Consider the following 17658-nt stretch of genomic DNA (forward strand, 5'->3'; position numbering starts at 1 on the left):
TGGTGGCATGGCGTGCCCGCGCTGCGGCAGATCTGCACAGAGCGACCCGTGCACTCACCCATCGGGCTGCTGAAGATGTGTTGGATGGTCTGCAGCGGCAGTGGGATACACAGCCGGAGATCGAGCTCCGGCAGCGGCTCGATCGTCGGACGGCTTTGATCACAGAGCACGACGAACCTCGGCTTGTCGTGCTCTGGGGGATGGGCGACGACCAGCGGGAGCTGGATGAACTGGTCGCAGGCTATCGGAAATCGACGGGGCTGGGGTGGCGGCTCGGCGTCGAATATGTGTATGTCGAAGTTGGCAACACGGGACAGATGTGGGTCTGGCCGGTCGATCCTATGGGAGTGACACTGCTGGCACCGCCGCCGCCGCAGGTCAGCTGGTTGGATTTGGCCGAGCAGGCCTCGGCGCGGCGGGTGCAGCGGGTTCTCCGGATGTTGACCGACACGAAGCTGGGTGTGCAAGCCGGTCGGATCTTGACCGAGTATGGAATTCACATTCTGCTCGATGTGGCAGATGATCGGCTGTACCCGGCCGAGGGGATTCTGGTGCTCGACGTCGGAGCAACCGATCTCGAATTGATGGCAGCGATAGTCCGCGCCGCCGCCCAGGTCCAGATCGAGGCCGAGCGCAGTGCCATCCGGGAGTTGTTGACGGCGTCCCAGCCGGAATATGTTGCGGGCAAACTCGACCGGGCATGGGCCGCATTGGCGTCGGCGGCCAACGCGATCCGACAGCTGCGGGTGAAGAACGAGGAATTGCCGGAGACGTTGCTGGAGCGGACCTTCCGGGAGGCATTCGAGGAGGCGAGCGCACAGGGCGGCAATGGTTTCCTGGCTGGTCGCGCGGCCATCCGACCGTTTGTCGAGATTGTCGGGTGGAGCACCGGGGAAAGCGCGGCCGAATTCTACCGTCGGGCATGGAATGACGCGCAGGGGATCGTTTCGACCCAACCGCTGGATGCACCGATCGGGCAGGCATGGGCGGATGAGTTGGTCAGGGAGCATGCGCGGGCGGTGGCACGCCGGGATGCGGCGCGTGCCGCCCTCGCCGGCATATCCGATACCGCCCTGGCCGATATGGGATTGGGGTCCGATGCGCTGGAATCGCATCGTCGCACAGGCGATCCGTTGGCGGAGCGGATCGACACCTACTACCGGTGTGTGGAACGAGTCAAGCTGCTCGGCAAGGTAATCGACGCCCGTGAGCAATGGGGACCGATGCTTGCTGAGCTGGCGACATTGCTGCACACCACTCCGCAACAGCTGACCATGAACACGTTGGCTGTTGCGGTGGGTATCGCGCAGCGGCCGGTGATTCAATCGGCTGACATCGAGTGGCTGGGCGAACTCGGCGTGCGGTTCACCGCCGCCGACGCCGCGCGGCTGGTGGAACTCGGCGCCCAGTTCATGGAAGCCGACATGCTGATCCGCGACTTCTGCAAGCAGAACGAGGCCGCTGCCCGACCCGAGGAATGGGATTGGGAAACAGTGCGGCAGCGAGCGCGCGACGCCCAGCTCTTCCGACTGCATGAGATGGTTACCACGATTCGAGGGCTCGACGGAGTAAGCCAGGCCAACCTCATCGAACTGATGGGCGATGCACTGGGTGACGGCGCCTACCTAGGGATGCCGAAGTGGCTGGGAACAACAGCCGAACCCATTTGGCGCCTGCAGGTCGTCGACGGATACGACAACCCGCTGCTGGTGGTCGATGTCGCGGAGCTGAACGGCTCGATCACCGTCCAGCGGCCTGCGCTGGAAGCGGCTGGAACTTCCTCCACCCACCCCGGTGCGGAGCTCCCCGTCCACCCCGGCCAAAAGCATGCCGGGATGGACGGGGAAGGCTCTGGAGCTCGTGCTGCGGTGGGCGGGGATTATGGAATCACGGCGAAGCCGTCGGTGCGCCCGGCCCCGCCGGCGCAGGCCCATCCGCTCGACTGGCTGCGGAACACGCTTGGTGTAGCCCTGAACCTGGACCCCGACACCTGGGATCGGATCGCCGCGGTGTTGTCGGAGGCGCTGCGGCGCGATGGCGCAATGCTCGCGCCGGTGGATGTTCGCGACGATGGCCACCACATCCGAGTGCTCGACGGTGATGGCAGTGCGCTGCTGGATGTGGATGTGACCGCTGGGCCGGATGGTGTGGTGACGGCGCGCGTGCACATCGAGCAGGATCGCCCCGACCGTGCCGCGTTCGCGCAGCGGCTGGTTCCGGTGTTCCTGCCGGACTGGGAGACGCGGCAGGCGACTCGGGTGTTCGGCATGGTGTTGCACCGGACCCGCCATCTGCTGGGGGGTAGCACCGGCACTATGACCATGAAGCTGGCCGACGGTCACCTGGATGTCATCGTCAAGGGCACCGGCGGCAACCTGGGGCTGTACTTCGAAAAGAAGGAAGAGGTCCTCCTCGCGCAGCCGCCTGCGACTCGCCCGGATGTGGGTCGCAACGCCGATGCGGTGTCGGATATGGGTGTCGTGGTTCGGGCGTTGGGGCGGGAGATTTCCGGATCGCCGGTTCCGCTGGTGGGTGACGGCTCCGATCCGGCGGCGGTGGCGGCGCGCAAGGCCGGTCCGGCGATCAAGAACTGTGGGCCGATCGGGATGTGGTTCGCTGCGCAGCTCGGGGTGCGGGTGGTTCAGCCGCTGTCGCTGGATGATTCGGATCTCGCGGCGCAGGGTGTGGATTTCGGTCGGATCGCGGTCGGGGTGGAGGCGAACAACCGGGAAGGCGGGGTCACGTCGTTCGACGAGGTCCGCGATCATGTGGCGAACCACGGCGGCATGGCGTTCGTGGGATTCGCTCGTCCCGGGGACAAGGGTGGGCATCTGATCCAGGTGTTCAAAGGTGCGGACGGCCGGGTGTGGGTGTTCGAGCACGACGGCTGGGTCGGTGTGCTGAAACTGTGGGCGGAGTGGGAGCAGCCGCAGAATGCGGTGCGGGTCGAGGTGATCGTGTTCAAGGGTCCGGCGCAGGCCGACGCGCGACGCTCGGACGGCACGCCGGTGCTAGTCGGTGCCCCGGAGGAGCGACTGGCGCCGGGGACGTTGCCGCGGATCGCGGAGAACCCGCTGCAGGTCGGCTACGCACTGGACAACCACGGCCGGCGTCGCGACGCCGAGGTGCAGGTTCCGGAACAGCCGGAGGAGCGTGGCGGCAGCGAGGCACTCGCCGAACTCGAAGCGGAGTGGAAGACCTTCAACGGCACGGCATGGGATTCGGTCGACAACCCGCTGGAACAGCCGGTTGCAGCTCCCGCTGCCCCACCCCCGCCACCGGGTGGACCGCCGCCACCGCCGTCCTCCAGCACAGAGACGTGGCTGGGCTTGGATGAACTCGTCGGTGTGGTGGATGACCTGGACGGTTCCGCGCAGCACAGTGCGCCCGCCCACGCGCCGACCGCTGTGGTGGTCGAGACGCAGGCCCGGCAGCTGGCCCGGATCCAGGACACGCTGGCCGAGGCGCTGCAGCCGGACGCCACCACCCAGGCCCGGGTGCTCGCCGTGCTGCGGGCGGTCTTGGGCAGCACCGGAGCTGTGCTCGCGCCGGTGGTCGACCTCGACAACGGCCGCCGGATCCGGGTGTTGGACAGCGATAGCAGTCCGCTGGTGGATGTCGATGTGACCCGCGGGCCGGACGGTGTGCTGGTGGTCGCGGTGCACACGCATCTGGTGCAGGAGCGGCTCACTCGGCCGCCGCTGGCGATGCGGTTGATTCCGGAGTTCCTGGCCGACTGGGGTCGCCAAGCCACCCAGGTCATGTCCGAGGTGTCGCACCGCACCAGCGGGCTGCGTGTCGATGCCGACGGCACCGTGACGATAAAGCTGGTCGGCGACCATCTGATAGTCACCACGGACACCACCCGCGGCACACTCATCCAGGACTTCGACAAGGAGGCCGCGGCTCCCGCACCACCACCGCCGAAACCCCCTGGTGCGGCGGAGGTGCTGCCGTTCGTGCCCAAGCGGCTGCCCAAGGGTGCCCGTTTCGATGTGCGGCAGTTCGGGGTGTGGAATGCCTTCGGCGGCAACGAGCCGGAGGACTTCGCCGCGCACGCGCACGGTAAGCCAGGCCGCGCCGGGAAGTTCCTGCGGAAACTGATCAGCAAGCCTGCGCCGGAGCAGACGCAGCCTGCCGGGGCATTGCCGGAGGCACTGGTTGTCTTGCGCAGCGACGTGACCGCCGATATTGTGCGGCTGCTTGACATGGTGGGGGAACTCGACCCATTGGCGAACGTCGACCACCTTTTGGCTGGCGGCCCGGCTTTCCGGAAATTGGAGCAGGACCTAGCCGCTGCGCAGCAGCAGTACGCGGAGCTGGTCGATGTCTCGCCGGAGGACTTGGATGACGACATCCGAGTCGAACAGGAGCGGGCGGATCTGCGGGTTCGCCTTGCCCCGGAATCGATGTCGGACGAGTTGCGCAGCATCGTCGACACGGACGAGCGGTTCATCGGCCTGCACCGGATGGTGCAGTGGCTGCGCGAAATGCGTCGTCTGCTCGACTGGCGCGCCCGGGTGGATGCGTTGGAAGACCGGCTCTTCGAAGCGTATGAAAGGTCCGAGCAGGATGCTGGGTTCGTCGGCGACTACCGTCGACTGGCCGAGCAGGCTGATCGAATCACGACGCTGACCCAGGACATTCGTAAGCTCCGCGACAAACCGGTATGGCCGGATCAGGTCCTGCTCGAGGCGGCCCAGCGTGGCGGTTGCGACCTCGACGGTAATGTCCAACCGCGGCTGGGGCGGCGGACAGTGGCGCGGCTGCGCGCTGACATCGCCCAGGCCGATGTGTCGCAGATCAGTGTCGCCCGCGCGCAGAAACGTGCGCTCGCGGCGTCCGCCGCGAGGGATCGGGCACTGCTGCGCTGGAATGACCGGGTCGAACAGCGGGATGAGCAGCTGCGCATCTGGGAGGCCGAACTCGACGAGACATTCCGCGCCGCGAAGGCATCGGCCGAGGGGTCCCGCTACACCCTGGAGGGGCGGCTGTCGGTATACCGCGCGCAGTCCGAGCTCGCGGCGGCGAAACTGAGCGTCACGCTGCGGCAGAAGGGCAAGGAGTTCGGCGTCGACCCGAAGACGGTCGATGACACGACCGCGCCGAGGTTGTCCCGCGAACGCGCGAAGCTGAACAAGAAGTTCAAGGTGGCCGCGGGCAAGCTCATAAAGTTCGGGGAGCTGACCCCGGAGCGGGTCGAGCAGTGGAGGATCAATCTCGGCCACGGGAACATCGCGGCGGAAAAGCGTAAGTTCGCCGACAAGTGGCTGCACATCCACGCCCTGGAAGAACATGTCACCGAACTGCTCGGCCTGCGACGGCGGATTCGTGCGATCACGGCGCAACAGACAAACCTGCGTCGCTGGTATGCCAGTTGTGTCGTTACCCGCGAGCGGTTCGAGGATGCTCGTGCGGCTTATCTGGCGGAGTTCGGCGAGAAGTTCCCCGATGATGTTTTCCTGTTGCTGGCCGCGCCGCTGGACCTGGATGGAGTGCGGGATCTCAGGCAGTCCGCCGCCGAACTGGTCGACCCGGACCAGCCGAGCTCGGTGCGACGGTACGCAGACCTGAGCGCGCTGCTGGAACTCGGTGAGAAGTACCAGGAATGGACCGCACAGACCGAACGCCTGCAGGAGCGGGTGCGCCGGTTCAACTACCTGCTGGCTGAGCGGGCTCGGGTCGAGAAGCTGCGCGAGGAAGCCGAGGAGAGACTGGAGACCCTGGCGGATCAGCCGCCGGCGGCGCGCAAGGACGGCAGGTTCGTGCTGGGGGAATATGCCCTCGACACGAACGGCGAGCGGCCGGGCAGCGAACGTTCCGACCACCACACCGTGCGCGGCCGCCTGCAGTTCGAGCTGGAGCGCCAGCAGCAGCAGCTGAAGGCTCGAGTCGGGCAGAAGCAGTTGTCGGCGTGGGAGATAGCCGAGGTATCCGAGCTGACCGACGAGCGGGTACGGGAGCTGATCCTGCGTTCGGACCTGACGAACGATCACCGTCGGTGGCTCGCCGGGGTCGCTTGGGTGCACCGAATGCTGGCGGCCGAGCAGACGTTCTACACCTGCGCCGTCGAAGTCCGCTCGATCGACCAGGTGCTGACCGACGGCCTGGCCCAGACCCCGGCGCAGGTGCTCGGGCTGGTCGACGACCCTGCGGTCACGACTCCGCAGCGTCCCACCACTGCCGAATCGATCAGGCTGAAGGGCGCTTGCTCGTCGTATGCGGTGCGGACCGGCGAGGCTGCGGACCGCCGTGCCCGGCGCGAAGCCCCGGTCGAGCCGTCCACTGAGCCACGCGAGTTCTCCCTCGCGGGCGATGATCCGGTCGATGTCGCGATCGCCCGGCGCGGCCATTGGATTCAGTACGAAGGCGGCATCATGCCGGTCATCGCCGAGGTGGAAAGGCTTGGCAGGCAACAGATCTGGATGACCGTGACGGTCGGGGTCGACTACACCCGAAATCGGGGCGCACACACGGCCACCATCACCTGGAACCATGAATTGGACCAGATCATGGTGCAGGAGTGGCGTGATGGCGAGGAGCGCTTCTACCTGGGCATGAAAACTGTTCAGGGCGCGGAAAATGTTCAGGGCGCGGAGGATGTCCAGGCGTGGGCGCGGCGGGAAATGGTCGATGCGGAAGCGTTCTTCGGTATCGAATCCCTGAACGGACTTCCGCGCCACCCGCTCCGCGAAGGCGAGATTCCTACCGGTCCGATGCCCCGGCAGCGGTTGAACGGCCCACCAGGGCCGATGGTCGCGGCCGCGCCGCCAGGTGCACCGCCACCACCACCCCCGCCGACCCGGGATGACGCGGTCACCGCGCTGATCGCTCCGGACGCGCTCGCTGCCGAGTTGCTGGGTTTGCGTGCCACCGACTTGCTCGTGGTGGCGCAGCTGGGCGAAGACCCGATGCTGAAGCCGCTGTTGAAGCCGCAGTCGCCTGCCGATGTGCGGCTGCGGAAACAGTTGGACGAGAAACGTGCTGAGGACGCGGAGGCGTTCCCGCATGAGCTACTGGTTCGGCTGAAGGAAGCCGAGCGCCTCCAGCAGCGGGCGGACCGGATCGCCCAGCTGATGCAGCAGCTGCACGACGCGGCTGCCGAGGGCACCGACGCCGCGGAGTTCCGCAGGCTGGTCGATGAGATCACCTGGCTCAACGAGTTGGCCAGGCGGGTGCGGGACATCGAGGGCCAGGATCTGGCGCTGGGCACGGTGCGCGGCCACGCCGTGGACTTGACCAAATACCGGCTGAATCCCATCCAGCATCCGGAAGGCAGCGAGCTGTACTACGAGTCGCCGCTGCGGGAACAGTTCGCGGGCGCGCTGCTGGGGGAGCAGTTCGATGGGGACGACATCAGGGAGAAGTTCCGTCAGGCGAAAGACCGATTGGCTGAGAAGATCGGACTCGGATCCGCCGTGGATCTCCTGCGGCTGACCGATAGCCAACTGGAAGCTAAAGCGCCTGCGCGAGTGCAGCACCCAGTAAAAATTCAGCTGAAGCTCGATACCTGGGTGAAGGTCTACGCGAAGCCGGTCGAGGGCCTGACCGAGCAGCAGATCGCCGCCCGGAACGCGTCTCGGGACAAGAAGCTGAAGGAAGTCCAGGACGAACTGGACCAGACGAAGGCGGCGTTCGACCGGGCCACCGCGCTCACCGAATTCTTCGAGCTGCGGGAGCTGGTCCGGTTCTACGACAAGGTCCACGCTCGGGACGTCACATTGCCGCGACTGGAAGCCGAGTTGTCCGCCGCCTTGGCGGCACCGACCCAGGATCTGGCCCGGGCCCGGGCCCGGGCCCGGGCCCGGGCCCGCGCCGAGGCCGCGGCCGAGCAGGAGCGGGCGGCGGCGGCCGAGTTGGAGCGGGCGGCGGCAGCCGAGTTGGAGCGGGCGGCCGAGTTGGAGCGGCCACGGGAGCAGGGCGAGTTCAGTTGGGCTGGAAGCTCAACCCACGTGCCACGCCCGCACGATGATGTGCTTCTGAGCTTGGGGGTTCGGGAGAGTATCCGCTACGCCGATCGCGAGCGTTTCGGCGAGATTCGGCTGGCGGACGACCGCAGCCACAGTGCGATCGATCGCGTCATCGCGGCGGAGGTGCAGCGGTTGCTGGCGGCGCTGCCCCCTGTCGACGGCGCCGAATCGGCGGTCGAATACCGGCGCCCCGAAGGGCCGTTGCCGGATCTGTTGGCCCACGGCGCGCTGAACTGCGTGGTGGTCGTGGACCAAGAGATCCGGCCATGGCTGGCGGCGCACGGGCTCGAGCTGTCGACGACAGTGCTCACCGACAGCGTCCGCATCGACATGCAGGGCGTCCAGGGCTGGGAGCGGGCCCAGGCATTGCAGGCGGGCTGGGAGTACCTGGGTCGTGGCCGGGCGGCGTTGGAGAAGGCGGTGGCACAGGCGGAAGCCGGTGGGGCGTTCGAGTTGGCCATGGGCTTCGAGGGCCGTCGCGGGCATCATGCCGCCGGGCTGCGCCACGAGAACGGCCAAGTGGTGGCGTGGGAGCGGGAATACGGGAAGCTGCGGTACTGGCGCGGGCGGGAGCAAGTGGCGGCATGGCTGGAATCCCGGGTCGGGTTCCGGCTCGGCAAGGTGTGGGGAATCGGCTTCTGGATCGATGCCGATGGCAAAGCGGTGCCGAATGTGCCGTTCAACCCGGAGGCGGACTGGTCGGCGCTGGTCGCGGCGGGCCAGGCCCCGCCGGACTTCATCGGCGCGCTACCACCGGAGCGCGGCCCGCCGTGGACAGTGGAACAGTGCGACGAGAACTTCTCGGCGCTGGTTGCCGAGCGGGACGATCTGCGCGGTGTGGAGGGCACTCTCGCTGATGTCGAGGTCGAGCGCAAGCGGGAACTCGACATTGTCCAGTTGGTGAACGACCGTTTCCGCGATGGGCTCGCCGATCGCCGCATCGACCTGCCGGTGGGGCTGATGTCCTTCCACCACGGTGACGAGGGCGCGCGCGGTCGGATCATGATGGTGGCAGGTGTGCCGGAGCACGAGTCGGTGTTGACCGGCTATGCGCCCGTTGTCGTGTCGACCCGCGACGAACTGGGCAAGACGGTGGACCAGGTTGTCGAAACCTTCGCCGAACAATGGGGGTCGGGCCGTCGCGGTGCGATGTTCGCGATGTTCCGGATCGACGACATCGAGAGCGGACAGGCCAGGGCGGAAACATACGACGCAGCCGTGCGGGCGGACGCCGACGAGCTGGTGGACACCGTCCGGAGATGGAATGCGGATCGGCCCCCGGCGCTGCCCGGCGATGAACCGGTCACCGAGATCTACTACTCCTACCGGAACTCGTACACCGATAAGCGGCTCGAGCTGCGGACGGCCGTGGCCGGGCGGCTGTCCCGCCAGGTGCACGCATCCGGTGTGCCTGCCACGCCTGCCGATCCGCTGCCGAAGGCGCTGAACCTGAAGCTCGACCGGCCCAATGCCGTGGAAGCCCGGGCCGCCGAGGCGGCGTGGGAGCGGTTGACCGGCCGCACCGCACCCGAGGTCGCGCAATGGTGGGATGCGCATGACGGCCTGCGTCACGCGCTGGTGTTGTCGAAGCCGAGGGAGATCGCCCAGCTGGTCGGTGTCCCGCCGCATATCCGGCAGTTGGCGAATCGGGAGTGGCTGCAGCGGGAAATCGCCCGACTGCACAACACCGGCAAACCGCTGACCGCTCGGCAGAAGCGGCGGCTGGCGCGGCTGGAGACGATCGCGGATGTGCTCGGTCTGGCGATGCACTGGGGCAACCGGCTCCCGATCCAACCGTTCGCGCTGAACCTGAACGGCGACCGGACGCAGCCGACCTGTGTCGCGCTCGGACCGCTCGACCCGGTCCCCGGTGACTCCGCACCTACCCAGGTGGATGTGCTGCTGTTGGGCGGGGAACCGACCGCCGCGACACTGCGTGCCGGGGTATTCCGGGGTTTCGACCACCAGAAGCGGCAGCAGGCGCTGGACGGGAGCGAGTCGTCGCAGCCCGCGCAGGCCAGGCCGGTGCTGGTGGCACAGGGCACCGGAGCGCAACTCGCACAGGAGATTTCCGCGCTGGTCGGTCTCTTCCGCCGCCGCGGGGTCCGGGTGCCGGAGTTCCGGTTGGTCGGGCGTGGCGATACACCGGTGGTGCTCAACGACTGGGCGGACCGGGTAGCGCCCCCGGCCCTGCGGCAGCACCAGATCCAGACCAGGCGGGCCGAAGCCGAGCAGCAGCTGCGCAGGCTGATCGTGGGAAGCCACCTGCGGCCGGATGAACTGGGTTCGCCTGCGTGGCGGCCGGGAATTGTCAGCCGCATGCGGCGGCGGCAAGAGCAGTGGTTGTTGCAGCTGCTCGGGCAGCAATGGTGGCAAACCAATTTCGGCGGCGACCTGCCCACCGAGCTGACGCCGCAGCAGGCCCGGCAGATGAAGAAGTTCTTCGTCAGGAACCCGAGATCGGACAGTGTCACCACGCTGCGCCGCGAGGTGGCCATCCATCTGGTGCGCCTGGACGACATGATGCCGATCGCCCAGGAATTGGCCACGCTCGACGCGCTCTACCCCATGGTCACCGCCGAGTTGAAGGCCGCAATGGCCGATATGGCGGCGGTGTTGGATGTCTCGGAGACGACACCTGAGGTGCCGCAAGACCTCTCGGCAGGACTGTGGCGCGAGGAAGTGTGGCCGGAACGGTATGCGGAGCTGACGAAACTGGAGGACCGCGCCGAAGACGGCACTCTCGATGTCGTCGAGGCCCGACGGCTCGCGCGGCTGAAGTCGATGGCCGAAGCGTTGCGCGTTGCCGAAAACCAGCTCCCGGACCGGGGTGATCGGCCGCCGGTGCGACTGGTGACATTCCCGAACGGTCGACTCGGACTGGTGGTTGGTGATGCCGTGGGTGCCACCCGGGTACTGGGGGTGGTGTCGGACGCTACCGAGATCTCGGCGAAACGGGACACCGCCATACGAAAGGCTATCGGCGTCGCCGTCGAGCGGGAGTTGGGCCCGAACGAGGCGATGTTCGTCATGCTCCGGCACAACGAGGTCGACGGCGAGCCACCGCAGACCGTGCAGGCCGACGCCGACGCGTTGGCTCAGGCGGTCACAGCGTTGCGTGAGCTGCGCAGGCGGGCCAGGCCCGGAACCCGTCCGGTTACCGAACTTGTCGGACAGGGTGACGCTATCGAGGTCCTGATCGCCGCGCGTGGCGCATTGGCGAATAAGGGCGTTCGGGGTTTGCCCGCCGAGTCCGCTACCGATGCCGAGCTGGCGACGCGAGCTCGCACCTACGACACTCTGTCGGTCGAGCTGCGCCGGGTCCTCGCCAAGCTGGCCGAGCTGGCCGACCGGGAAGCCAGGCTGTTCGAGGAGAGCCGCCTGCTCTCGACCACGCTTGACAATAACCCGGAGCGGCTCGCCGAATTGCAGCGCATGCGCGGTGTCGCACTGCGGCATTTGGTGGAGTCGCTCGAGCCGGAATGGTTGGCCAAATGCTTCGGCGGCAACCCACCCGAGGCACTGAACCCCGATCAGGCGCAACAGGTTCGGCAGGCACTGCTCGATGAGCAGCAACAGCGCCGCCGTCAGCGACAGCCGGACACCGAGAAGCAGACCCAGCAGCTGAACGCGGCCGCGCAGCTGATGCGGTACGACGATCTGATCGAGGCGGACACCGAGTACGAGGCACTCTCGCGCCGGAAGCACGTCGTGCTGGAAACGCTGAGGAATGCCGCGCACCCCGGCGATGTCGACGCGCTTGTGATGCGCGCCAGGGACGGCATCTGCCCGGCGGTGACCATTCCGCCGACCGCCGCGCCGACCTGCTTCCGGGAGTCGATGGAATACGCCTGGGATGCCGCGGGCGGCAAACCCGAAGGCGCGCTGGACGACCTGGTCGAAGGCGCGGGTGGGGTAGAAGGCAAATCCGGCGCCGAGTCGGCCCGCGCCGATTGGGACAAAAAGAATCTCACCCTGGATCAAATTCGTGATCTGGTCGACGATCCGAACAACGAGGTCGCCTCGGTGGTGCTGACCGTCACCTGGCGAGGACTGAATCGGGCGAACCAGACCGGATCACATTCGGTGCCTGTCACGAAAGTCGACGGTCAAGTAAAGGTGCTCCACCGCGGGGAGCTGATTCTCTTCGACAAGTGGCGGGCCCTCATGCGCCGGCTGATCGAGCATAGCTACGCGATCGTGCTGCTGCGGGGCAAGAAGAAGGGTGACCCGGGTCGTGCAGCCCGGCCGCTCGCCAAGGGGCAACGTTCCGACGCTGTTGTCGGCGCGGACTACCCGGTCTCGCTGATCGGCGCGGAGGCGGTGTTGGCACCGGAGGTCCACCCGGCCGCGCCGCCTGCCCCACCACCGCCGCCGCCGTCGGATTCGACGGATATCGGTTCCGCGCTGCGGATCATGCGCGAACGGGACCGGCTGCTGTGGGACCAGCTGCACAAGGACCCGGTGCTCGGGTTGCTGCTGCCCGCGGATTCCATCGTGCGAGCACAGCTGTTCGCGCAGGAGCGGGACAGTGATGGGCAGGAATTCCCGTACGAACTGGTGACTAGGGTCCAGCGCGCCGACTGGCTGCGCCGCCGGGCGGACCGGATCACTCAGCTTGAAACCTTGCTGTACCAGGCGAATTCGAATGGTCTGGACACGACCGAGCTGCGTCGCGCGGTGCAGCGGATGGAGGGTCTGGCTCAGCGCATCCACGACATCGAACTGCAGGATCTAGCGTTGGGGCGGGTACGCGGCAAGGCCGTCAACGTGGCGAAATACCGCCGCGACGCGGTGCCGTTGCCGCCGGACAGTGCGCTGTACGCCGAGGACACGGTGCTGGACCAGCTCGGTGATGTGCTGCTGGGCGAGCAGTTCGACGAAGTGGAGATCCGGGCGAAGTTCCGGCGTGCGAAGGCCCGGCTGGTCGAACTGCTCTGGCTGCGCGGCGATCCGGAGCTGATCGCCGACGAGGTACTGGAGAATGCTGGGGCGGTACCGGTCATGCACCGGGACCAGGTGACCGGCGAGCTGAAGGAGGTGGACTGGCACCTGGGTGTGCTCGCCGAACCGCTCACCGACGAACAGCGCGCCAACGGGATGACCGATGAGCAGCGTGCCGAAGACCGAGCTGCGTGGGAGGAACGGCGCAAGCAGGTAGTGACCGGCGCACGGCAAGCGACTATCGACCGCTCGACGGCGGTCACCGAATACCTGGAGCTGCGGGAGCTGGTCCGGTTCTACGACAAGATCCACGCCCGGGACGTCACCCTGCCGCATCTGGAAGCGGAACTGGACCTCGTCCTAGCCGAGGCGACCGCACCGAAACTGGACGCGGAATTGCTCCGGATTCGCGACGAAGCGGAACTGGAACGCGAATACCTGCGCGCCGCACTGAAGGACGAGAAGCCTCCCGCCATCATCCTCGGAGTCAGGGAAACAACCGCAGTGCCGTTCCGGGTCGACCCGACAGTTGGGCCGGGGCGGTTGCGGGAGTTGCGACGGGATCGGGCTCGGATCGCGGCGAACTTCGTTGCGCAGCTCGGTGTCGAGCTCGGGGTCGGGCCGGTGGATCTGGAGCCGGGTCGGCTTACCGGGCTGATCGCGAAACTGCAGGCCCAGCTGATTGATTCGGCGGTTGTCGAAGTGGTTCGGTCGCTGCGTGAGCTGGATGCGGTGATCGGACTGTGGGTGCAGTTCGATGCCGCCGATGTGCGCGCCAAGCAGATCGGCATGCTGGCCGACGATCTGCACGAGGCGCATCTGCGCGGTGCGGATCCCGCTCCGGCGGTGGTGGCGCAGATCCGGGGCATCGAACAGCTGGCTCGTCGTCGTCACGCACTGCAGCAGGAGCTGGATGCGGCGAACGAGACACTGCGCGACAGCGGTGTCGGTGCCACCGGAGCCGCGTTGGCGCACCAGTGGGATCGGCAGTTGCGACTGGTCGGCAAGTTCGCACGGCTGGTCGGGGTCGACAATGTGGCACCCGGGCAGCTGCCTCAGTTGGCGGCGGCGCAGGCCAGACAGACGCTGGTGACAAACAAACTGCGTGCGGCGGCCGCTCGGCTCCAGCTGCTGGACGAGATGATCGCGGTGGACAACACCTGCGATGTTCTGCGCCACTCGATCCGCGACCTGGACGAGCGGATCGACGCCGCCCTGGCGCAGGCGCTGTCCACACCCGCTCAGGAGCAACTCCAGGATGGCGACCGTGCCCACCGCCTCCCGGACTCGGGCGACGGCCGCAACGACTGTGTGCAGCTGACCCTCACGGTGCACCGGGACCGGACTGGAAACCCCGACATCATTGTGCCCGAATACGCTGGCCCACAGGGTGTTCGGCTCGATGACTATATCGCCGACGCCGATATGACCTGGGCGGACGTGCAACAGTTCCCGGTCGGCGCGCTGCACCCGTTGCAGCCGGTGGTGAACGCTTTCCGCCGCCAGGTCGGCAAACTGGACGCCGACAAACGCAATGGCGCCTCGGTTTTGCTGGTCATCGGCTATGCGGTGCCCGACAGGCATGGGGTCGGCGGCCACACTTTGCGGCTCGAGTACAACCACGGTGCGGTCACCGTCCAGGAGCATGGCGTCGAAACATCGTGGGCGCAGTACCGGACTCGTCGGATACACCGCGCCGACATCACGGGCGTCTGGACGATGGCCGCTGACTCGGAAGGCCGGTCGTTCCGGCTGCCCGGCTCGGAAAAACTCACCCTTACACAGGGATTCTGGGTGGGCGCGACCCCGACCGATCCGAGCTGGATCCCCCCCGTCGACCAGCGGGGTGTGGTGCTGCCCGAGATCCCGCGTGGTGAACTGGGGTCGGCGATTACCTCGACCCGTGCTATCACGGCGTGGGAGCGGGAGGTGACCCAGGCGGCGATTGCCGCGACCGGAGCGCGGACCGAGGTCGATTTCGAGGTCGATACCGCGACAGTGGCACCCGAGGACCTGGCCCGGCTGCACGCTCTGCGTGGCCGCTTGGGCGCGGGATTCGCCGAGCTGCACCAGATGAATCCGGCGTTGCTGACCCCGGCGCGGGTCCGGGAACTGACCCCGGCGACCGGTGACCCGATGGGTCAGCAGCTGCAGGCGCTCGACGACACCATCGACCACGCGGGCGCCTTTGTCGCGGCCCGGGTCTGGGCCGAGGCCATCGAGGCACTGGAAATCGGTCTGCGGCACACGGACTCGTCCAGGTTCGGGCAGCTGCACCGCACCGCCCAGCTGCTGGAAGCCAATGCGCTGGCGCGGGAGGAGATCCGCAAGCAGATCGCGATGCGTGAATCGCAGATCATCTCGTATACCAAAGACCTAGGGGTCGACCTGGGTGGGCTGGCGCCGCTGGGGGACCGGGCGACGGTCCTGCTCGATATCCGCCGGGAGGGTCAGCAGCGGCTGATCGACGAGATCGGCCGGATCGACGAAAAGCTGTTGGCCGTGATCTTCGATGGCGATGTGCCTACCGGGATCTGGCGTTATACCGAGCTACAGGAGGTCGAGGATGCGCTGAAGCACGACGCGGAACTGCTGCACTGCGCGAACGCGGCCGCACAGCTGGCGCTCCTGTCCACCATCCAGATCGTCGTCGACGCGGTCGAGGAGTTCGCCTGGCAGCTGGTCGAACTCGACCATGCCCGGCACGCCATTCTGGCGGGGACCGTCCGCAGTGCGCGGCAACAGGCGATCCTGATCTGGGCGGGTCTGTTCGCCGGTATCGAGCCAGGCCGGTCCGCCGCGGTGGTCGACCGGCGGTGGCGGCTGCTGACCCCGCAGGAGAAGAACCTGCTGATCGCCGAACTCCCGGAATGGGTGGCCACGACACCAGGCGTCTCCTGGGATGCGCGTGACCAGGCGAACCGCGCGCTGGTCGAGGCGGAACTGGCTGATCTGCTGGCCGCGCAGGAGCGAGGGGAGCTGCGCGTCGACGAACGGGACCGGCTGCGGACCCTGAAAACCCGGGATCTCGACCTGCACGACCTGGATGGCTGGGCGGCGAGGACCGCGCGTCGGGTGTATGTGCTGGCCACCGATGGGCCCGACGATCCGGATAGTCCGCTGATGTTCTTCCTCGGCAGGCCGATGGTGAACGAGATCACCGCCACCGTGATGGGGTCCAAGTCCGAATCGTCGTGGACACTGGGGTACGCGCGAATGGGGCTGAACGACCGGGACGACACCCGCGGCGCGCTGGTGTGGCTGGCGCCCGAGACCACACCGGCGGTGGCCGGTCACCAGCTGGCCCGCGACCTCGACGGCGTCGTGGAATCCTGGGATTACTACCGGAATTGGGGTCCGTACGCCGCAGACGCCACGTTCCATATCCGGACGCATCTGGATGCCGCCGAGATCACGGCGGTCGCGCAACACGATCTCGGCACCCGACGGCCGACGGTGAACCTGCGCAACCAGATCGTCACCTTCCGGCCGAGCTACGAGTCGCATGTCCGATTCGCCGAGCCCGAGCGTGCCCTGCGGGTGCCGTTGACCACACGCACCACCGAACTGCGCACCTTGTGGTCCGACGCCGACGCCCGCGCCGGCAACGCCCGGGACGCGATCGAATCGCTGGCCGCCGATTGTGTGGAACTCGGGATCGCGCCCGAAGCCGTGCTGGCCGGTGACCCGGCGGCGATCCGGGAACTGGAGCTGCTGGCGGGCGACCCGCAGACCGCGACAGAGGGAAAACTGCTGCGCTGCAACCAGATCCTGCGGCTGGCGCATGAGTTGGTACGAGCCCGGGCCCGGGAGCGCGACATCCGTTCGCTGCTGGAGGACCTGGCGAAACTAGAGCGGGAACAGGCTGCGGCGGAAGCGGAGTTCAACCAGCTGCGCGACGCTCACCTAGCGGTGTTCGGCGAGGACGCCGATGTGCTGGCGAACGCGCCGAGGGAGACGACCCCGATGCGCGACCGGGCAGCCGAGGTCGGCAACCAGCTGGCGCAGCTGCTCGGCCTGGCGGGGATGAAGTGGACGACCGCGGTGCTGCGCCGCCGCGTCGCCGCGCTGGGCGCAGGCCGGCACGCGGAGCGGGCCGGAGCGCTGCTGGACCGGCTCACCGGACTGGGTGGCCTGGAGGCCGCCGGGTACCGATGGTGGCAGGCGATGGCGCCGAAGCGACAGGATCGGCTGCGCAAGTTGGCCGGTCGGCTCGACGCGCTGCTGGACGAACAGCGGCTGCTGCGCAACCGTCGGGCCGAGGCGCGGGAACGGATCCGCGCGGTGGCTCGCCACGAGGAGCTGCCGTGGCGGGAATGGGGCAGCCCGACGCAGCGCCCCGGCGTGCTCCGGTACCTGCGCGCACAGCGCCACGACCAGCTGCTCGCCGCAGTCGATCCCGGTTGGCTGGCCCGGCGATTCGGCGGGCAGGTGCCGCAGGAGCTGACTCCGGAAGCGGTGCATGAGCTGCTGATGGAGTTCCAGCGGTACCCGCGGTTGGCGAACGCCGAGGCCCGCGCGGCAGTCGAGGCGCTGTACCGGATCGACGCCGCGCATGCCGCGGCCGTCGAGTTCAACGAACGCACCGTGTTGCTCGCCGGGGTCGAAGGCCGGATCGACGCCCTGCTGGCCGAACGGGCACCCGCAACGCTGCCGCCTCGCCCACTGCACCCGCCGCCCGTCGTGGAGAAGCCGGTCGGTGTGGTCGCACGGGCCTTGGCCAAGGTCCGTGCACTGCGCGGCG

General features: G+C 67.7%; 1 protein-coding gene (only partly in view). It reads left to right on the forward strand.

The whole window is internal to an alpha/beta fold hydrolase gene (locus AB0H00_RS15450) on the forward strand: the coding sequence, 129225 nt in all, runs 20950 nt past the left edge and 90617 nt past the right edge, and what appears here is coding positions 20951-38608 — codons 6984 (partial) to 12870 (partial); the first codon wholly inside the window starts at position 3. The start codon and the stop codon both lie outside this window.

The organism is Nocardia sp. NPDC023852 (assembly GCF_040639505.1).
Lineage (GTDB): Bacteria > Actinomycetota > Actinomycetes > Mycobacteriales > Mycobacteriaceae > Nocardia.